This is a genomic window from Sorangium sp. So ce590 (genome assembly GCF_051521365.1).
Classification (GTDB): Bacteria; Myxococcota_A; Polyangia; order Polyangiales; family Polyangiaceae; genus Sorangium.
This window is the reverse complement of the sequence record NZ_CP150346.1, coordinates 4,422,046-4,439,996: the sequence shown is the minus strand read 5'-3', so window position 1 is coordinate 4,439,996 and position 17,951 is coordinate 4,422,046. Positions and strand designations below refer to the sequence as shown.

18 protein-coding genes are annotated in these 17,951 nt (G+C 69.7%); 9 read left to right on the top strand and 9 right to left on the bottom strand.

The annotated features are described in order from the left end of the window. Window positions 1–198 precede the first annotated feature (198 nt). The 3 genes from WMF28_RS16665 to WMF28_RS16655 all read left to right on the top strand — a co-directional run bounded on the left by WMF28_RS16665 (window position 199) and on the right by WMF28_RS16655 (window position 2,437). Entirely contained in the window at window positions 199–699 is a 501-nt protein-coding gene (locus WMF28_RS16665) for a hypothetical protein (RefSeq protein ID WP_437603227.1), read from the top strand. Then, window positions 696–1,076, top strand: a complete 381-nt coding sequence (locus tag WMF28_RS16660; protein ID WP_437603226.1) for a hypothetical protein — start codon at window positions 696–698, stop codon at window positions 1,074–1,076. The genes WMF28_RS16665 and WMF28_RS16660 overlap by 4 nt, the downstream gene beginning before the upstream one ends. 230 nt (window positions 1,077–1,306) lie before the next feature. Then, window positions 1,307–2,437, top strand: coding sequence for a sugar ABC transporter substrate-binding protein (locus tag WMF28_RS16655; protein WP_437603225.1), 1,131 nt, complete (start codon window positions 1,307–1,309; stop codon window positions 2,435–2,437). Window positions 2,438–2,474: 37 nt separating this feature from the next. Here the strand turns inward: WMF28_RS16655 and WMF28_RS16650 are convergent, their stop codons facing one another. Then, window positions 2,475–2,639: a hypothetical protein gene (locus WMF28_RS16650; RefSeq protein ID WP_437603224.1), complete on the bottom strand. Its 165-nt coding sequence runs from the start codon at window positions 2,637–2,639 to the stop codon at window positions 2,475–2,477. On the opposite strand from WMF28_RS16650, the gene WMF28_RS16645 reads away from it, so the two are divergent. Continuing rightward, entirely contained in the window at window positions 2,638–3,081 is a 444-nt protein-coding gene (locus WMF28_RS16645; protein ID WP_437603223.1) for an NADAR family protein, read from the top strand. The genes WMF28_RS16650 and WMF28_RS16645 overlap by 2 nt on opposite strands. 26 nt (window positions 3,082–3,107) lie before the next feature. Here the strand turns inward: WMF28_RS16645 and WMF28_RS16640 are convergent, their stop codons facing one another. Further along, window positions 3,108–3,797, bottom strand: a complete 690-nt coding sequence (locus tag WMF28_RS16640) for a hypothetical protein (RefSeq protein ID WP_437603222.1) — start codon at window positions 3,795–3,797, stop codon at window positions 3,108–3,110. Window positions 3,798–3,906: 109 nt separating this feature from the next. On the opposite strand from WMF28_RS16640, the gene WMF28_RS16635 reads away from it, so the two are divergent. Continuing rightward, window positions 3,907–4,872, top strand: coding sequence for a DUF4423 domain-containing protein (locus WMF28_RS16635; RefSeq protein WP_437603221.1), 966 nt, complete (start codon window positions 3,907–3,909; stop codon window positions 4,870–4,872). Window positions 4,873–4,947: 75 nt separating this feature from the next. On the opposite strand, the gene WMF28_RS16630 is transcribed toward WMF28_RS16635, so the two are convergent. Then, entirely contained in the window at window positions 4,948–5,619 is a 672-nt protein-coding gene (locus WMF28_RS16630; protein WP_437603220.1) for a cyclase family protein, read from the bottom strand. Window positions 5,620–5,935: 316 nt separating this feature from the next. On the opposite strand from WMF28_RS16630, the gene WMF28_RS16625 reads away from it, so the two are divergent. Further along, a complete protein-coding gene (locus tag WMF28_RS16625) occupies window positions 5,936–7,663 on the top strand; it encodes an ABC transporter substrate-binding protein (RefSeq protein ID WP_437603219.1) in 1,728 nt (575 codons plus the stop codon). A 28-nt stretch (window positions 7,664–7,691) separates the two neighbouring features. Here the strand turns inward: WMF28_RS16625 and WMF28_RS16620 are convergent, their stop codons facing one another. The 3 genes from WMF28_RS16620 to minC all read right to left on the bottom strand — a co-directional run bounded on the left by WMF28_RS16620 (window position 7,692) and on the right by minC (window position 11,499). Beyond that, window positions 7,692–9,281, bottom strand: a complete 1,590-nt coding sequence (locus tag WMF28_RS16620) for an MSCRAMM family protein (RefSeq protein ID WP_437603218.1) — start codon at window positions 9,279–9,281, stop codon at window positions 7,692–7,694. Between the two features lie 225 nt (window positions 9,282–9,506). Then, window positions 9,507–10,061, bottom strand: coding sequence for a hypothetical protein (locus WMF28_RS16615; RefSeq protein WP_437603217.1), 555 nt, complete (start codon window positions 10,059–10,061; stop codon window positions 9,507–9,509). A 619-nt stretch (window positions 10,062–10,680) separates the two neighbouring features. Then, the gene (minC, locus tag WMF28_RS16610) at window positions 10,681–11,499 is read right to left on the bottom strand and encodes a septum site-determining protein MinC (RefSeq protein ID WP_437603216.1); all 819 of its coding nucleotides are present in this window, start codon (window positions 11,497–11,499) and stop codon (window positions 10,681–10,683) included. Window positions 11,500–11,672: 173 nt separating this feature from the next. Here minC and WMF28_RS16605 point away from each other — a divergent pair, with 173 nt between their 5' ends. Then, entirely contained in the window at window positions 11,673–12,455 is a 783-nt protein-coding gene (locus WMF28_RS16605; RefSeq protein WP_437603215.1) for a hypothetical protein, read from the top strand. Between the two features lie 153 nt (window positions 12,456–12,608). Here WMF28_RS16605 and WMF28_RS16600 read toward each other — a convergent pair whose 3' ends face one another. Genes WMF28_RS16600 through WMF28_RS16590 form a run of 3 tightly spaced genes read right to left on the bottom strand, consistent with a single transcriptional unit; the run spans window position 12,609 to window position 15,486 of the window. Continuing rightward, the gene (locus WMF28_RS16600; RefSeq protein ID WP_437603214.1) at window positions 12,609–13,181 is read right to left on the bottom strand and encodes a hypothetical protein; all 573 of its coding nucleotides are present in this window, start codon (window positions 13,179–13,181) and stop codon (window positions 12,609–12,611) included. Between the two features lie 2 nt (window positions 13,182–13,183). Beyond that, window positions 13,184–14,542, bottom strand: a complete 1,359-nt coding sequence (locus WMF28_RS16595) for a hypothetical protein (RefSeq protein ID WP_437603213.1) — start codon at window positions 14,540–14,542, stop codon at window positions 13,184–13,186. Further along, entirely contained in the window at window positions 14,539–15,486 is a 948-nt protein-coding gene (locus WMF28_RS16590; RefSeq protein WP_437603212.1) for a hypothetical protein, read from the bottom strand. Before WMF28_RS16590 ends, WMF28_RS16595 begins: the two co-directional genes overlap by 4 nt. Window positions 15,487–15,649: 163 nt before the next feature. On the opposite strand from WMF28_RS16590, the gene WMF28_RS16585 reads away from it, so the two are divergent. Then, window positions 15,650–16,501 (top strand): DUF350 domain-containing protein, encoded by an 852-nt coding sequence (locus WMF28_RS16585; protein ID WP_437603211.1) that lies wholly within the window; start codon window positions 15,650–15,652, stop codon window positions 16,499–16,501. Continuing rightward, a complete protein-coding gene (locus WMF28_RS16580; RefSeq protein ID WP_437603210.1) occupies window positions 16,498–17,772 on the top strand; it encodes a glutathionylspermidine synthase family protein in 1,275 nt (424 codons plus the stop codon). Before WMF28_RS16585 ends, WMF28_RS16580 begins: the two co-directional genes overlap by 4 nt. Window positions 17,773–17,951 lie beyond the last annotated feature (179 nt).

Sequence of the window (17,951 nt, the reverse complement as noted above, 5' to 3'; positions counted from 1 at the left end):
GTCCTCGGGGAGCTCTCGGGGCAGCTCACGCCCATTCCTGGACCCCTCTCGCTCAGCTCAACAACCAAGCGGAGCTTATCATGAGAAAAGGCATCATTTTCGTGGCGGCAGCAATCCTTTCAGACGGCACCATGGACGTGATGCTCGACAGGGCCCACGCCCGAGAAGACGCACACCCGCAAGATCACGCAGGCGGAGGTGCTCGGCTATCTCGGCGGCGTTCTCAGGGATGCGCTCGCCAAGCGGTCCAGGTCGCTGGAGGGCCAGGAGCACACGCGCGCGCTGCTCGGCTCGGTCGAGCGCAAGGAAGGGGGCCTGCTTCATGACGTCATCGCCGGCATCATCACGGAGCTCGTGGCGCTGCTCCTGAACGGGGCGCTCGGCTCGCAGCAGGCGCAGATCCTCGCGAGCTTCCTCGAGCGGGAGATGCCGTATCTCATCAAGGACATCCTGAGCGCATTTGTCCCGATCGGAACGCAAGAGTTCTGGGATACGTGGATGTGCGGCCTGCCGATGGACAACCAGATGGACGACCAGCTCTGGCCCACGTGGTTCACGGAGCTCTGGATCCCCGTGGAGAAGACGGCGGAGGTCTCAAGACGTGGTATGACGGGGGCGGCGACGCAGCGACGGCGTACCAGCACACCGGCTCGTTCTCGTGCGAGCTCTACGCCGCGAGGAAGAGCGACTTCTGGATGAGCCCCTCTTACGGCGCCGATGTGTTCCGCGTCGATGTGTTCTGGTTCGCGCTCAACGGCGGGAACCTGAACGATTTCTATGGTCGCGACCGGCAACCAGGCGGCCGGCAAGTCGGTGAACCCGCCATGCAGTACCTCACCGAGTCGCGGATGCAGCTCACCCGCACGCACCTCCAGCAGACGTCGGAGCCGCTGGCGCCTGGGGGCCTGACGTGGGCACGGGTCCAGGGACGAGCCTGGGAGACCATGGCTCTGCGCGCCGAGAAGGTGCGCGAGATCGCGCCGCCTCGCCGGCTGCCCAGGGGTCCCTCTCCTCTCGCGCCGATGCTCACATTTCGGCCTAACAACCGCGATCCACGGACAATGAGCGCAATATGAGCGCAATATGAGCGCGACATGAGCGCGATTTCCGAGGATGGACGCCGGCCATCGTGCTCCGGACTACATCAATGGCTTGAGCTTGACTGCGATCCCCATCCCATTCCTCGCCGATCGGTTTCATGCCACTTGACGGCCCGTTCCCAGACGTCGTAGCAAGAAAGATCGAGCAGGCACGCTGGGACACCGCCCGCGACCGAGCGAGCCCACGGACGAGGAGGAGGGATCTCATGACGACGATTGGACGATGCTGGATGGCGGCTTTCGGGTTGACGCTGACCACGGCGGCGTGCGGTTCGAGCGATCTCGCCGACCAGGGCACGGACACCACGCCCATCACCCGAGCGCAGGCGCCAGACAACGAGTTCACTCCCGTGGAGCTCGAGGCGACCGTCGACAGCCTCATCGCCGAGCTCAATAAGAGCTCGCTCGAGCCGATGCAGATGGTGGTCCTGCTGAAGAGCCTCTCCGACTTCTTCGAGCCGATCGCCACGGGGGCGAACCGAGCCATGGGGGAGCTCGAGGTCACAGGGAATGTGCTCGGGCCCATTGACCAGTCGGACGATGCTTCGACAACGCAGGACCTCCAGAACCAGCAGATCGAGCTGGCGGTGGCGGACGGCGCCGGGGGGATCGCCGTCTCGCCCTTCGGCGACATCAACGCAGCCGCCATCGACAAGGCGGTCGCGAACGGGGTCCACGTGGTGACGCTCGACACCGATATGGCCGCCTCGAAGCGCTCGCTCTACGTCGGCTCGCTCAACAAGTCTGCCGGCGCCATGGCCGCGACGACCCTGCTCACGATGCTGCCCGAGCCTCCAGGCACGGTGTTGATCCACGGCAGCACCGGCACGGATTGGATCGACGGATACGAACGGACGCTGTCGGCGCAGGAGGTGATCGGGGATGCCGGCTACACGTTCGTCGTGAGCCAGGCCAGCTTCGGCGCCGACAACGAGGCCTTCGACGTTGACGGGATGAAGTCCCGGATCGAGACCGCGGATCCGCCCGTCATCGGGCTCCTCGGCCTGTTCAACATCTCGTACCGGTGCGTGCTGGCCGCGGACGCCGCGGGCATACCGGGTGTCCCCATCGTCGCGTTCGACTACGACCCGAAGACCGTCGACTACATGCGCCAGAAGCGCATCAGGGCCACACACGCCCAGCGGCAGTACTACGAGGGTTACCTCGTGCCCTATATCCTCTACGGCATCAAGACCATCGGCCTCGACGCCACCAAGGAGATCCTCTCGCCGCTGATGGTCGACGGGAATAAAGTCAACATCGGCTTCGACGTGGTCCCGTCGGACAAGATCGACGCCTACAACGACTTCCTCCACACGATTGGCGTGATTCAGTAGCGGGGTCGCAGCGCGCGAAAGGCCTCGTGCGGCGCCGTCAGCAGCTCGAAGCCCGAGGATCCTGGGTCCGACCCGGCAGCGCCGAGGTGGCGCAGGGGGCGACCTCGCGACCCGCGGGCGGCTCGCGCAGCCCGCCGGGCAGGAGCCGCCCCGCGCGGTTCCCGCCCGGCGTCGCGGGCGCCGTGGGATAGACTGGGGCCATGACGGTCATCCGCTTCTATCGCGCCGGCGACGCCCACGGGGCCTTCTCCAACTTCTCGCGCCACCCGGTCTCGCTGCAAGGCAAGGTGTGGCCCACGACCGAGCACTACTTCCAGGCCCAGAAGTTCGCCGGCACGGACCACGAGGAGGTGATCCGCAACGCCCCCGGCCCCGGCGAGGCCGCCCGCATGGGCCGCCAGCGGAGCCGCCCGCTGCGCCCCGACTGGGAGCAGGTGAAGGACGACATCATGCGCGAGGTGGTGCTGGCGAAGTTCACCCAGCACGAGGATCTCCGGCGCGCCCTGCTCGACACCGGGGACGCCGAGCTGGTCGAGCACACGAAGAACGACGCCTACTGGGCCGACGGCGGCGACGGGAGCGGGCGGAACATGCTGGGAAAGATCCTGATGGAGATCCGCGAGCAGCTGCGCCGCTCCGCGTGACGCGGGGCCCGGGCGCGGCGCGGCGCTCAGAACTCCGCCACGCTGAACGGCCGCGCCGAGATCGTCGAGTCCGGTCCGCTCCCGGTCGGGTGGCTCTCGGCGAGCCCGCTGATCATGCCGGAGACGACGCTGCTGCTCAGCGTGCCGCTCAGGTACACGACGACCTCCCTGAACTCCGCGGGATCGACCTCGGTGACCTCGTACGAGCCCTGGAGCGCGGCCAGATCGATCTTGTGATAGAAGCTGACGTCGTCGATCTGCGAGATCCTGAGCGTGACCGCGAACGACTCGTCGAACGCGCCGTCCTCGGTCGAGAAGGCCAGCGGGACGTCGATCTGCAGGTGATCCGAGCAGTCCACGGCGAGCGCCGGCTCGGCGCCGCCCGGTTCGCTGTCCGCCAGCGTGGATCGCACGAAGCGCGAGGCGGCGAGCTCGCCCACGGAGACGGTCGCCGTCGTGCTTCCGCCCTTCGCCCACGTGAGCGGGGCGGAGCGCTCTCCGGAGATGGCCGACAGCGCCTCTCGCGCCGAGAAGCCCAGCGGGGAGACGTCGTCTGCGCCGATGTCCTCCTTCTCCTCGTCACACCCGCCCTCCTCGACCTGGACTCCGCCGATCTGGCCGCCCTGGGGGCCGCCGCCCGCGCCGTCGACGCACCCGAGGAGCCCGACGCCCGTCGCCGCCGCAAGAGCCAAAGAAAGCCAACGCCGCTCGCTCATGTTCATGACCTCCTGCGGCCTACCTTGCGTTCGCTCTCGAGGAGACGCCAGCTCAGCTTCGCACATTTCATACCGCAAACAGGCCTTCAGATGTGCGAATCTGCGCTATGTGGACCATGAATCCCTCGCAAAAGAGCTGATCCGCGCGCTCCGCGGACGGCGCTCGCAGCCCGCCTTCAGCCGCCGGCTCGGCTTCCGCACCAACGTCGTCTACACGTGGGAGTCCGGCAGGCGCTGGCCGACCGCGGCCACGTTCCTCGTGGCGGCGCGGCGCGCGGGCCTCGACGTCGCGGGGGCGGTGGGGCGCTTCTTTCCCTCGACGCCCGCCTGGCTCGCGCACACCGACCCGGCGTCCGCCGAGGGCGTCGCGGCGCTCCTCTCGGAGATGCGCTCGATGTCGCCCATCGTCGACGTGGCGCGGCGCGCCGACAGGAGCCGCTATGCGGTCGCGCGCTGGCTCTCGGGCGAGGCCGAGCCGCGGCTCCCGGACTTCCTGCGGATGGTCGAGGCCTGCTCGCTGCGCCTGCTCGACTTCGTGGCGCTCTTCGCCGATCCGGCGGCGCTCCCGGCCGCGAGCGCGGCGTGGCGCACGCTCGAGGCCCAGCGCCGCGCCGTCTACGAGGAGCCGCTGCTCCCCGCCGTTCTGCTCGCCCTGGAGATGCCGTCGTACCGCGCGCTGCCGCGCCACGAGCCGGGCTGGATCGCGCGGCGGCTCGGGTTCCCCGTCGAGGACGAGGCGCGCTGCCTCGAACGGCTCGCCGAGGCCGGCCAGATCCGGAAGAGCCGCGGGCGGTGGACCGTCGCGCCGATCCGGACGGTGGACACGCGCCCCGACCCGGACGCAGAGCACCGGCTCAAGTCCTTCTGGGCCGGCGTCGGGCTCTCGCGGCTCACGCGCAAGGCCGAGGGGCGCTTCTCGTTCAACGTCTTCACCGTCTCCGCGGCCGACCTCGTGAAGCTCTCCGAGCTCCACGTGAGCTATTTCCAGAACATGCGCGCGGTGATCGCCGAGTCACGGCCGCCCGAGCGCGTGGTCGTCGTGAACCTGCAGCTCTTCCCGCTCGACGGCGACTGAGCCGCTCACGGCCGCCTCCGCGGCGCGCCGTGCGTCCGTCGCAGTCGGCCGCACGGCGCGCGCGGCCGGTGCGATTCACACGATGGCGAACGCGCGCACCGGGAACGTACCGAGGGCGCGGACCTTCACCGGAACGGCGAAGAAGCGGGCCCCGGCGGCGGGGAGCGCTTCGAGCCCGGTCATGTGCTCGCAGATCGGGATGTCCGCGCCGAGCAGGACGGAGTGGACCGGCCGCGCGGGATCGGCCGTGTCATCGATGTTGTAGGTGTCGACGCCCACGAACGCGACGCCGGCGCCGGCGAGGAGCTGCGCCGCGTCCCGCGTGAGGAACGGGTGCCCCTCGAAATAGCGGTCGGTGCGCCAGTGGGCGCTCCACCCCGTGCGCACGAGGACGGCCTTCCCGGCGAGATCGAGCCCCTCGAAGGCGTCGGCGTCGATGGCGCGCCCGGACCGGCCGCGCGCCTCGATGACCACGCTCTCCAGATCGGCCAGCGATTCGAGCGGCAGGCCGGCGAGGTCCTTGCCCTCTGCATAGCGATGGAACGGGCTGTCCAAGTAGGTGCCCGTGTTCGCGACCATGTCGATGCGGCCGATGTGGAATTCGACGCCTTCCGCGTAGACGCCGCGCGACTGCTCGCGCGAGAGGAAATCGCAGAGGACGGGCGCCGGCACGCCCTTGTACGTGATCATGCCGTGCTCGACGGCGTGGCTCAGGTCGACGAAGAGTCGCGAGATGGGGGTGGTCACGGTCCGCTCCTTGGAAGGGCCTCCACGCGTACGGAGCCTCCTGTCCGCCCGGTCGGGTCCCCGAGCCGCCGCCAGTTTCGCGAAAGGACGCGAGGAGATCCAGAAATCAGGCAAGGCCGGTAAGTTGACGCGTGCCCACACGCACCGATAGAGTGTGACCACCGGGACGTCGCGCACTGCCCCGGGGGTCCTCGGGCGAGCGTGATGTCGCGGCGCCTCATCGGGCGCGGGATCGGGTGCTGTCATTGAAATGGAGCGTCGCAGGGAGACCGAGGTCGCCCGCGTGGAGAACTTGATGCCTGGGATGAGTCGAGCCATGCCGCGCCATGCTTTCATCCTGTCGGCGCTGGTCCTGTCGGGTGGTGCCACGGCGGGCTGTCGCTCCAAGGGAGGAACGCAGAACACCTCCGCCGCTCCGGAGCAGGCGGCGACGCCGGCGTCGGCGCCGGCGGCGCCCACGCCGAAGCCCGCGAAGGGCGCGGCGATGGTCACGATCGCGCGGGAGCAGCAGGCCACCTGGGTGCGCAACTTCAACCCCCTGCTCGCCGAGGGGAACGTGCGCTTTCCGACGGTCGCCGGCATCTACGAGCCGCTGCTCGTCTACAACACGATGAGGACCGACTACACGCCGTGGCTCGCGACCAGGTATGCGTGGAGCGACGGGAACAGGAAGCTCACGTTCACGACCCGCTCCGGCGTCAAGTGGTCGGACGGAAAGCCCTTCTCGGCGAAGGACGTCTCGTTCACGTTCGCGCTGATCAAGAAGCATCCGGCGCTCGATCTCTCGGGTGTATGGAGGTTCCTCGGCGCGGTGACCGCGGAGGACGAGACCACCGTCGAGTTCGTCCTGAGGCGGTCGTATGTCCCCGGGCTCAGCTACATCGGCCACCAGCCGATCGTGCCGGAGCACATCTGGAAGGACGTCGCCGACCCGGTCACGTTCGCGAACGAGAGCCCCGTGGCGACAGGGCCCTTCACCGAGGTGAAGGTCTTCCAGAACCAGGTGTACGAGCTCGGCAAGAACCCGCACTACTGGCAGGAGGGCAAGCCGGCGGTCGACGGGCTGCGCTTCCCGGCGTACCCGGGCAACGATCAGGTCACCCTGGCGCTCGTCAACGGCGAGATCGACTGGGCGGGCGCGTTCGTGCCCGACATCGAGCGGGTCTTCGTCGCCAAGGATCCGGCGCACCATCATTACTGGTTCCCGCTCGTCGGCGGCACGGCCACGCTGTACCCGAACGCGACGAGGAAGCCGTTCGACGACGTGCGCGTGCGCAAGGCGATCAGCATGGCCATCGACCGGGACCAGATCGTCAAGCTCGCGGCTGACAACTACACGCACGGCGCGGACGCGACGGGGCTCGACGACTCGTACGAGCGGTTCCGGAACGAGAAGGCGGTGGCGGCGGGCGACTGGGTGAAGCTCGACCCGCAGCGGGCGAACCAGATCCTCGACGAGGCGGGCTACCCGCGGGGCGCCGACGGGATCCGGACGAGGAACGGCAAGCCGCTGCGCTTCGAGATCAACGTGGTCAGCGGCTGGTCGGACTGGGTCCGCGCGGTGCAGATCATCACGCAGAACCTGCAGAGCCTAGGTATCGAGGCGTCGATGAAGACGCTCGACTTCAGCGCGTTCTTCGCGGCGCTGCAGAAGGGCATGTTCGACATGTCGATGGGGTGGACAACGGTCGAGCCGACGCCGTACAACTTCTACCGCGACCTGATGAGCGCGGAGCTCGTGAAGCCGGTCGGCGAGATCTCGGCGCGCAACTGGCACCGGTTCGGCGCCAGGGAGGCTGACGGGCTCTTCCATGCGTTCGAGTACGCGACGGACCCTGCCGACCAGAAGCGCATCCTGGACGCGCTGCAGATGATCTTCGTGCAGGCCGCGCCGGTGATCCCGCTCTTCAAGAACCCGTCCTGGGGCGAGTACAGCACGAAGCGGTTCACCGGCTTTCCCACCACGGAGAACCCGTACGCCAAGCTGACGCCGAACAACCCGCCGGAGTACCTGCTCGTCCTGACCGAGCTCCGGCCGAGGTGAAGGCCCCGGCCGGGCCGGGGGCGGCGGCTCAGTTCGTGTCCTCGGCGGCGGGCCTCGGGGTCACGTCGAGGTTCACGGTGGTGACGCCGCCCTCCTCGACGCGGATGCCCTGGCCCACCGGGGTGGTCATGACGGTGATCACATAGTTCCCCGCGGCGAGGGAGGGCACACGGAAGGTGCCGTCCTTGTCGGTCACCGGCGTGTGGCGCTCGAAGCCCGGCTTGCGGCCGCGGTTCGCGGCGATGAGGAGGCGGATCCCGGCGAGGGGCTTGTCGCCGGCGGTGACGCGTCCGCGGAGCTCCCCGGTCCCCTCGCCGAAGAGGGAGATATCGCGCTTCACCGTCTTCCCCTCCGTAACGTTCACGGACACCATGGTCGCCCGGCTCCCCTCGCGCAGCTCGACACGCACCCTCCCGGCGGGCAGGTCGCCGATGCGATAGCGCCCCTCTTCATCGGCCAACACGCTCACGAAGCCGACCGAGCGGGCGAGGAGCGTGAGCTTTGCGTGGGGGATCGGCGAGCCGTCTTCCCGGCGCGCCACGCCGCGGATGCTCCCGCCGGGGGACATGACCACCTTGACCGGCTCCACCTTGCCACAGTCGGCGATGCTCATGGCCAGCAGGGTCACCGCGTGGCTCCCGTCGTAGGCGCGCACGTGGACCTCCCCCGTGGGCACATGGTCGAGCCGGAAGGTGCCGTCGTCCTCGGTCTGCGTCTGCTGCACGTCGGCCGAGGACCGGAGGGTCTGCTCGCTCAGGGAGCCGGTGCCGAGGCGCGACTCGGCGTCGACGAACACGCCGGGCAGCGGCGTGCCCTGCGGGTCCTCCACCCTCCCCGAGAGGGCGCACCCGCGGGAGAGCGCGAGCTCCACCGTGCCCGTGTCGCCGCGCTCCACGGAGAGCGAGTCGGAGAACGCCGGCGCGTGCTCCTCGGCCGTGGCCTTGAGGATCACGTCCCAGGCGGGAATCTGGTCGATGCGGAAGGTCCCATCGGGGCTGTCGAACGTCCTCGAATACATCGGCGGCGGGGCCGGCACGTCCTCGGGAACGGCGGAGAGGACATCGATGGTGAAGCGGCGCACCGGCTCCTTGCGCTCGTCGAGGACGCGCCCGGTGATGACGCCGCTCCGCGGGAGCACGAGGCTCACGGTGTCGCCGCTGTGCGCGACCGCGGTGGTGGGGCCGTAGCCGGCCAGATCGACCTTGAGCTGGTACGTCCCGTCCGGCAGGATGAGCTCGAAGCGCCCGCGCTCATCGCTCTTCACGGCGCGCGCGGTCGAGGGGATGTTGCCCGCGACTTCGAAGGTCGTCGCGGCGACGGTCGCGCCCGCGAGCGTGTTGCCGTCCGTGTCATAGACGTCGCCGACGATCCGCGGGCTCTCGGGCTCGCGCGGCTGGGACGGCGCGGGGGATCTCAGGATGGCCCGGTTCCTGTAGGTGGGCGGCCTCCTCCGTGTCTCGCCTCCGGCCTCCTCGCTGCTCGCAGAGAGGGTCTCTTCGGCCCAGGGGCGCGCGAGCAACAGCACCGCGGCCGCGATCGCGATGGCGAGCAGGGCGAGCAGGAGGAGCCTGCCAGAGAACCGGTGAAGTGTGCTTGTTCGCGAGCTGTGCTGTTGCATCGTCGTGTCTCCATGTGGCGTACCCCGGCGAGCGCGCGACCGTGCGGCAGACGCCTTGCACAAAAAGGGAGAGCCGCCGGCGAAAGCCGGCGACTCCCTTCCCGTCAGAGACCGGAGCGCGCGCTGTCGTCGGTCACCGGAGCTCCCGTGTGCACCCCGGGAGCTCCGGCCGGCCGCCGATCTGCGGCCCTCCGGATCGTGCGTCGAGGATCAGCCGTCCGTCGGCTACTCCTCGCCGGTCCCCTCCTCCACTTCCTCCTCCGGCTCCACCTCCGTCGCGTCATCGTCCTGGCTCAGAAAATTGCAGCTGTAGTTGACGAAGCCGAGCTCCTTGAAGCTGCACGCGCCCCAGAGGTTGCCCATGGCGTCCTCGCCACCCGAAAACGCCCGCAGCTTCCGCTTCGCATTCTTGAAGAAGAGCTTGCTCACCCTGTCGGGATCGATGGTGACGAAGGTAACGACCGGATCCTCGTCGAACTGCTCACAATCGTAGTGGCCGGTCGTCATCTTCTCGAAGAGGTAGAAGTTGGTGCTGTCCAGCAAATCCCCGGTGAACTTCACCTTGCAGGAGTGCGCACAGAACTCCGCCGGGTAACCGAGGATTCTCCCTTCATCGTCGTCCTGGAGAAAAGAAGGATCGCACTTCGCCGTGTTTGCAGCGGAGACGCCGAAGGCAAAGTCGATTTCGATCTTCAGTTCCTTGTCGATGTCGATCGCCATCGCGCTGGTGGAGAGCGTCGCGGCGGAAAGGACAACGAGCGAGATAAGCGACTTCTTCATGGAAACCCTCCCATTATGACCACAGATCAATTATCCCACGCCGGGGCATCGCTCCCGGCGCACAGCTCCGCATCGGCCTGTGGTTCGGCGACGTCTGGCGCCAGCTCACCTGCCTCTTGCGGGCCCGAAGGCGGTCACGCGCTCCGTCGAGCTCTGCGTGACAGCGAGCGGTAAGCTATTCCACGACTGCGCCGGTGCAAGAGCTTTTTCAGCTGGTGGTTTTGTTTCAGGGTAGTCGCGCTGGACGATAACTGTTTCTTCCAGCGTCGCCAGCTTGCGGGAACACGGGGTTCGTCCTCGCACCATCGCGCCTATCCAGATCTGTCACCGGTGTCTCCGCGGTGGTCCGGACGCGAGATGTCGACCGTCTCTGGTCCGGCAGAGGGCGTTCGAGCCGAACGTCAGCTGCCATGCGTGAGCGGCGGATCTGCGGCGAAAGCTGCCAGTACGAACGCGCTCGTCCCGGGTGGTCCTCCGTGGAGGAGGCTCGGGAGCCCATGACGGCGAGGCCCCCGGCGGGCAGTTCGCCCCGGGTGGCCAGCCGGGGCGTCCCGAACGGCTCGACGGGCTCGACGGAACGCCGTCGGCGCTGGGATCCCCGCCGGAGGGCGCCTGAGCGCTAGAGCCGCGTGATCACGAGCCCGTCGTTCTGCACCGAGATGCGTGCGGGCTTGCCGCGGTGCTCGTCGGGGATCTCGTCGGCCATGAGGTAGCGGCCGGCGATCGAGACGAACTCCGCCTCGAGGCTCATGCAGAAGATGCTCGCGTCCGCGTTGTTGTGGGCGCCGGCCATGGCGCGGCCGCGGAGCGGCGCGTAGACGTGGATGTTGTCGTTGGCGATGAGCTCCGCGCCCGAGCTGACCGGCGAGAGGACCACGAGATCGCCGTGGGGGACATAGATGACCTGCCCGCTGCGCACCGGCTGCCGCACGGTGAGGCCCGCGGGCGGCGGCTCGCCGGCCACGTCCGGCGCCGGCGCGGCGTCCCTCGGGCGCCGGGCGGGCCCAGCCGTGCCGCGGTCCGCCCCCGCAGGCCCTACCGCCACGGGCCCCGGCGTGGGGGTGTTCCCCTCGCCCGCTGCGTCCCTTCGCGGCGAGCGCGTGAGCGGCGTCCGCAGCACGCCGAGGCCGGCGGCGACGGCCCGCTCGCGCTGGGCGTCCGTCGGGTTGCGCACGGCGATGGGCACGAGGTTGTGCTTGCGCAGCAGCCCGGCGAGGGCCCCGAGGTCGACGGGCTCGTCGCCGAGGGCGTCGAGGTCGAGCAGGATCGGCAGGTGCAGGAAGAAGTGCGGCATCTGCGAGATGTGGTCGGCCAGTTGACGCTCGATGGCCGAGACATCCGCCGTCCGCAGACAGAGCATCGTCATCGCGGGCATCGTGCCCTTGAGCGCGAATGCCTGCTGCTCCTGCCGCTTCTCCCCTCGCCTGCCCGACACCATCGCTGTCCTCGCTCGCAAAAAGGTGCTTCCGCCGCGGCACTGTACCCCGGATCCGGCGGCGCGCGCCGGAAAAACCGGCGAGCGCTCCGGCCGTCAGTCGGGCGTCACGGCCGGCGGGCCGGCGGGCCGGCGGTTGGCTGGTCGCCGCGGACGATGCTAACGGTGGTTTGGCCATGCCCACCGCGCGCCGCGCCTCCGTACGGCGGCTCGATCCTCATCTCGGCTCGCCGGCCTCGTCCTCCTCCTACCCGCGCGCGGGGGATCCGCCCGTCGACGCCCTCGAGCGCCACTTCGCCCTGGAGCTACCCCGGGTGTTCTCCGAGGCGGAGCGCGCGGCGCTCGTCGCGGGGGTCCACGCCGCCCGCGACGAGTGGACTGCCGACTTCGACGGCGAGCAGTTCTCGCTGGGGCGCGCCTTCTACACGCACCTGGAGCAGGGGCGCTCCCGGCTGTACTTCGCCGACGCGGCCGCCTCCGACGCCCGCGTCGAGCGCCGCCTCCCCGGGCTCCAGCGCCGGATGCGCGAGCTCGTCGCGGCGCTCACGGGCGGGCTCGCGCAGCCCCGGCGCGGCTTCTGCGGGCCCGGGGTGCACATCTTCCCCGCGGGGGAGAAGGTCGCGCGCGAGGGCGGCGTCGTCCACTTCGACACGGAGGGGCTCTCCGACTACCACCTTTCCCGGCGGCTCCGCGCGATCACCGTGGTCGTGATGCTGGATCTCCCCGACGCGGACGGCGGGCTCAAGCTGTGGGACGTCCTCTACGACGGGCGAGACGACCCGGGCGACGAGGCGCGCTCCGCGCGGAGCCTCATCGCCGGCTACAGCCCCGGCGGCGCGCTCGTCATCGACAGCTATCGCCTGCACCAGATACAGCCGTTTCCCGGCGATCGAGACCGCATCTCCGCGACGGTGCATGCCGCAGAGATCGACCGCGACCGGTGGGAAACGTGGTTTTGAGGCGCCGCTTCACCGCGATGTATAAATTTATATAAAAAGCAAGACGCCAGGATAAGATCCTCTGTCCTCTGCCCCCCTCGCATCCCCGGCGTCCTCGGCGTCCTCGGCGTCCTTGGCGGTCTTCTTATCCGCCAGGCGCGGGCGAGCGCCGCTCTATACGATCTTCCGCAGGTAGTGGAACTTGGGATCGGTCAGATCCTCGGCGGTGAGCCCCCAGCCCTCGTCGCGCGGGATCAGGTAGATGACGTCCGACTTGACGCTGGCGAAGCTCACGTGCCCGAGGCTCCGGAGGATGTGGCCGAACACGTCGCGGCGCCAGAGGCGGTCCTTGGGGACGTCGCAGACGGTGCGGATCATCCGATCGGTGGGCGAGCCGTGGAGCAGGAGGAACGCCATCGTGAAGGTCAGGTAGCGCGGCTGGCCGCGGTACGGGTCCGCCGTCCCCGACGGCCCCTTGCGCGCCCCCTCCTCGGTGATCATGCCGCGGGCCCACATGCCGTAGTCGTTGAGCGCGCGGGAGTCGTCGTCGAAATAGTCCCAGCACCCCTTCTCGAGGACAGGCAGGTTGGACAGCAGCGCCACCTGCGCGCGGCGGTACTGGTGCCACTTCTGGTTCAGGCTCATCGTCTCGCAATGGCCCTGGATGGACTCGTGCAGCGTGCGCTGCAGGGCGCTCCCGGGGTCCAGGCGCGCGCACACCTCCATCGCGAAGATCGCGTGCTCCACGCCTAGCCTCCGTACCCGCCCGAGGCCCGGTTCCACGAGCCGCTCCGGCTGAGCGCCGCCCCGAGGATCGCGCCGGTGCCGAGCGCCACGACGACGGGCACCGTCCCGAAGCCGGCCGGGCTCGGCGGCGTCGCGCCTGCGGCGCTGCTGGTCGAGAACGGCGTCGCGCGCGCCGCCGGGGCATAGCTCCTGCCCGGCCGCCGCACGGCGGGCTCGACCGGCGCCGGCTTGGGGGGCGGCCCCCACGGATAGTCCACCCAGAACCAGCCGTGCGACGTTGCGCTGCCACCGTAGTAATACGGAGGCCAGTCCTCGGTGGCGTCCGCGGGCTTCGCCTCCGTCAGGTCAGGCGCGAAGACGCTCGCGGCCATCATGCCCACGCGGAGCTGGCGCATCCGGTAGGCCACGAGATCGTCGTTGAGATCGTCGGACTCGGTCGTATTCGCCTCCGTGGGCACGACGTACAGCACATGTCGGACCCCGCGGTCCCAGAGCGCGTCGGCGGACGGCAGCCGCGCGACATGCCGGTTGTCGAACTGCGTCGCGTCGTCCGAGTACGGCGAGAGCCGCTGGCGATCGAGGACGAACATCGTCGCGCGCGGGCCGGGGTGCGGGCGGGCGAAGAGCGGCTGATAGTACGCCGCCGCGGCGAGCGTCTGGTGCGCCTTGACGACGCCGCGCGGGTGCGGCCAGTTGTCGAAGGTGAACACCGGATCGAACGCCTCCGCCGCGCCGGCGGCGAAGGCCACCGACTCGGGGCCGTCCAGATCCGCGATGACCGCGATGTCCCGGCGCAGGCCGCTGGCCGTCCGGGCGGCGAGGAGCAGCGACGCGAGCGCCTTGCCGCTCCGGTAGGCGCGCTCCATCGCCGACGTGAAGATCGGCCGGAGCACGTTGCCGAGCGGCGCGATGGGCGCCGGATCCCCCTGGGCGACGAGCGTGGGCACGGCGGAGGGCGACTCGAACAGCGCGGGCACGTAGTAGGCGCGCAGGGCCTCGTCTCCGGGCCTGAGGTCCGTCGCCATCCTCGCGATCGCCGCCTTGTCGAACGGCTTCTTCGACTCGCCGTCGAACGTCACGCTCTCCTGCGCGGCGCCGAAGCTCCAGCCGAAGGTCCGCTGCATGTCGAGCGCCCGCTTCCTCTGGACCTCGTGCTCGTCGTCGGAGCACCCGTCGGCGGCCACGGCGATCGCCGCCGCGAACCCGGCGAGCCCGACCGCGCCGAGCGCGACCATGATGGCGCTCCGCCGCGAGGCGTCCTTCGGCGCCTCGGTGAGGCCCTTGTGCCACCAGCGCGCGCCGACGATCCCCGGCTTGTCGAGCACCTCGGCCCGCTCGAACGGCTCGTCCAGCCGGCTCACGCGGTGGCCTCCCCGGCGTCGCGAGGCGCGCCCGCGTCAGCCGCCCGCGCGGCGGCCCCCGTCGCCCGGCCGTTGTCGCGCCGGAGCGCCTCGATGAGCTCCGGGGTGAACGTGCCGTCGATGCGCACCGAGTACCTGAAGAACGGATCCGCCTCGACACCGTGGTAATCGTGATCGTTGAACCAGTAAGCCCGGCCGACGACAGGCGTCCTCCGCCGCGCCCGCTCGTTCCACAGGAACAGGCGCTTGTTGCCCGCGGGACAGAGGGTGATGAAGTGATCGGGCTCGCGCTCGATGCTTCTCCCCCCCTCCCCTGCCGCCCCCTCCCCTGCCACGCCGTCTCCGTCGCGGTGGACCGTGCCGTGATCGTTCGCCTCGAGACCCATGATGTTGCAGCGCCCGATCGACGAGAAGGGCAAGCGCTTCACGTAGTCGATCGTTTTCGGGAAGAACGACCGCGCGAGCCGGGTGAAGTCCTTGCCTTCGCTCCGGCTCTTGTCGCTCCAGAAGCGGTTCGGGATCAGCTCGACATAGACCTTCCAGGGGAAGTAGACCCCATGGCGGAACTTGAGCCAGAGCATCTGCCGCCGCGAGAGCGGGATGTCGCGCTCCTCGCCGAACTCGAGCGCGTCGCGCGCCGAGCGGTCGATCGCCGAGGGGTCGTCCGAGAGGCGCTGGAACGTGGCGAACTCCTCGTCCTCGAGGCCGCGGATCACCTCGCCGTAGTCCCCGAGCGCCTCGCCGAGGCGCGACGGCGGCATGATGCCCATCGTGCGGTGGCTGCCGCCTGTGTAATCGATCGGCACCTGCGTGAGCCCGAGGCAGATCTCCTCGTGGATCTCGCCGAGCGGCGCGAGATCGAGGTACGGCTCGAGGTCGATATAGGGCCGCGCGAAGATGCCCTGGATGCCCTGAGTGCCGGAGTCGCAAGGAGGTTCGACCATGGTCCGTCGCGGAGGCCGGGCCGTCGCCGGCCGGTGGACCTTACCCATATCACAAAGGGCGGCTCGCCCCGCAAACCCACGAGCCGGAACGCGCCGCGCGCGGGCCTTTCGCGGCGCGCGCTGGGGCTTGTGACGGCGCTGCGCGTTCTGTAGCGTGCGTCCCATGGATCTGTCCTACGTGATGGGGTTCGGGCTGGGCACGACGCTCGCTCTGCTCGCCCTCCTGCGCATCGGGCAGAGGATCTTCTCGCCGGCGCACACGGTCGCCCGCGATCTCACGGAGAGCAACGTCGCGCGCCGGCTGCTCACGGTGGGCCAGGTCCTCGCGGTGTTCCTCGTCGCCGCGAGCGCCGTCAAGAACTGCCTCGACGGGTCGGGCTTCGCGCGCGATCTGCTCTGGGTGAGCGCGTTCGCGGTCGTGGGCCTGCTCCTCGTGATCGCGACCGGCCAGCTCGGGATCCGGCTCCTGCTCAATGCGCGGCTCCCGGCCGAGATCGAGCGCGGCAACGCGGCGGCGGGGCTCGCGGCGGGCGCGCATTACGTGGCGACCGGGCTCATCACCTCGCGCGCGATCGCGGGCAAGGATCTCGGCGATCTCGCGATCTCCCTCGGCTTCTTCCTGCTCGCGCAGATCACGCTGCACGTGTTCATCACGCTCTTCCGGGCGCTCACCACCTACGACGACGCCGAGCAGATCCAGGGCGAGAACCTCGCCGCCGCGCTGAGCTACGCCGGCGCCTCGATCGCCGTGGCGATCATCATCGCGCGGGCGCTCGAGGGCGACTTCGAGGGGCTCTTCGTCTCGTTGAAGGGCTATGGCGGCGTGCTGCTCTATCTGTTCGCGCTCTACCCTGTCCGGCAGCTCCTCGTGCAGAGCCTGCTGCTCGGCGCGCCGCTCGCGCTGCGCGGCGGCCGCCTCGACGCGGGCATCGCGGCCGACCGCAACGAGGGCATGGGCGCCCTCGAGGCGGCGACCTACCTGGCGACCTCTATCGCCATCGCGCGCCTCCTATGAGCGACGCTGTCCGGGCTTACGACGCCTTCGCCGCCAGGATCGTCGAGACGGGCCTCATCACCGATCCCTGGATCGACGGCGCGCCGCGCTTCCGCGAGGAGCCGGTGCTCGTCACGGCGGCGGAGCAGCGCGCCCTGTACCGGACCGCCGAGGAGGTCGCGGCGGTGTACGACGAGCTGTGCCTGCTCGTCGCGGACGAGCCGTCGCTGCTCGACGACTTCTTCTGTCTGACGCCCTGCCAGAAGGCGATGTGGCTCTCGTCGCAGCCGCTGTGGCACGGCATCGCGCGCGCCGACGTCTTCCTGACGGACGAGGGCCCCGCGATCGCCGAGCTGAACTGCGACACGCCGACGGGCGAGGCGGAGGCGGTCGTGCTGAGCGCCCTCGCGGCGGCGGACCACCCGGGCGCGCTCGACCCCAACCGCGAGCTCGGCGCCCGGTTCTGCGCGATGGTGGACGAGGTCGCCCGTGCGCTCCTCGGCGAGGCCGCGACGCGGCGCCTCGGCTTCGTCTATCCCACGGAGTTCACCGAGGATCTCGCGGTGATCCGCCTTTACCGGCGCTGGATCGAGGAGCGCGGTTACGCGGTGTTCCTCGGCTCGCCGTACAACCTCGGTCACGACGATCGGGGCCTGTCCCTGTTCGACGTCCCGTTCTCGATCCTGCTCCGCCATTACAAGACGGACTGGTGGGGGGAGCGCTCGAGCGTGTGGACCGACGAGCAGATCCCCGACGCCGAGCCGCTCGCCGGCCCGCTCGGCGCCGTACTCTCGGCGGCGGCCGACGGGCGCGCCGCGATCCTGAACCCGCTCGGCGCGGTGCTGCCGCAGAACAAGCGGTCGATGGCGTTCATGTGGGAGCACCTCCACCGCTTCTCGCCGCAGGCGCAGTCGGTGATCCAGCGCCACGTGCCGGTGACGTCGCGGCTGGAGACGGTGCACCCCGAGCTGCTCCGCGCGCAGCGCGAGGACTGGGTCCTGAAGAGCGATTACGGCGCCGAGGGGGAAGAGGTGATCCTCGGGCGCCACACGTCCGACGACGTCTGGCGTGCTTCTCTGGCCAAGGCCCGCGAGGGCCGGTGGATCGCGCAGCGGTATTTCGCGGCCCTGGAGAACGGGCGGCGGGAGTCGGTCAATTACGGCGTCTACGTCGTCGCCGGCGAGGCGTGCGGCATCTACGCGCGCGTCCAGGCCGGCATGACGGACGCGGCCGCGCTGAGCGCACCGGCGCTCGTCGTGGGCCAAACCGTGGCCGGCCCCAACGTGGGATAGCCGACCCAACGTGGGATAGCCGACCCAGGTTGAGCGGGGAACGGGGTGGACAGCCGACCCAGGTTGAGCGGGGTGGACAGCCGACCCAGGTTGGGGACGGCCCGACCCCGGATGACCCGACCCAGGTTGGCGATGACCCGACCCGGGTTGCGGCATGTTGTCGGCATGTTGTGCGGCAG

Coding starts and splice junctions, on each gene's coding strand:
- WMF28_RS16660 (WP_437603226.1), top strand. CDS start 696: ATGAGCCCCTCTTACGGCGCCGATGTGTTCCGCGTCGATGTGTTCTGG.
- WMF28_RS16655 (WP_437603225.1), top strand. CDS start 1,307: ATGACGACGATTGGACGATGCTGGATGGCGGCTTTCGGGTTGACGCTG.
- WMF28_RS16645 (WP_437603223.1), top strand. CDS start 2,638: ATGACGGTCATCCGCTTCTATCGCGCCGGCGACGCCCACGGGGCCTTC.
- WMF28_RS16650 (WP_437603224.1), bottom strand. CDS start 2,639: ATGGCCCCAGTCTATCCCACGGCGCCCGCGACGCCGGGCGGGAACCGC.
- WMF28_RS16640 (WP_437603222.1), bottom strand. CDS start 3,797: ATGAGCGAGCGGCGTTGGCTTTCTTTGGCTCTTGCGGCGGCGACGGGC.
- WMF28_RS16625 (WP_437603219.1), top strand. CDS start 5,936: ATGCCGCGCCATGCTTTCATCCTGTCGGCGCTGGTCCTGTCGGGTGGT.
- WMF28_RS16620 (WP_437603218.1), bottom strand. CDS start 9,281: ATGCAACAGCACAGCTCGCGAACAAGCACACTTCACCGGTTCTCTGGC.
- WMF28_RS16615 (WP_437603217.1), bottom strand. CDS start 10,061: ATGAAGAAGTCGCTTATCTCGCTCGTTGTCCTTTCCGCCGCGACGCTC.
- minC (WP_437603216.1), bottom strand. CDS start 11,499: ATGGTGTCGGGCAGGCGAGGGGAGAAGCGGCAGGAGCAGCAGGCATTC.
- WMF28_RS16605 (WP_437603215.1), top strand. CDS start 11,673: ATGCCCACCGCGCGCCGCGCCTCCGTACGGCGGCTCGATCCTCATCTC.
- WMF28_RS16590 (WP_437603212.1), bottom strand. CDS start 15,486: ATGGTCGAACCTCCTTGCGACTCCGGCACTCAGGGCATCCAGGGCATC.
- WMF28_RS16585 (WP_437603211.1), top strand. CDS start 15,650: ATGGATCTGTCCTACGTGATGGGGTTCGGGCTGGGCACGACGCTCGCT.
- WMF28_RS16580 (WP_437603210.1), top strand. CDS start 16,498: ATGAGCGACGCTGTCCGGGCTTACGACGCCTTCGCCGCCAGGATCGTC.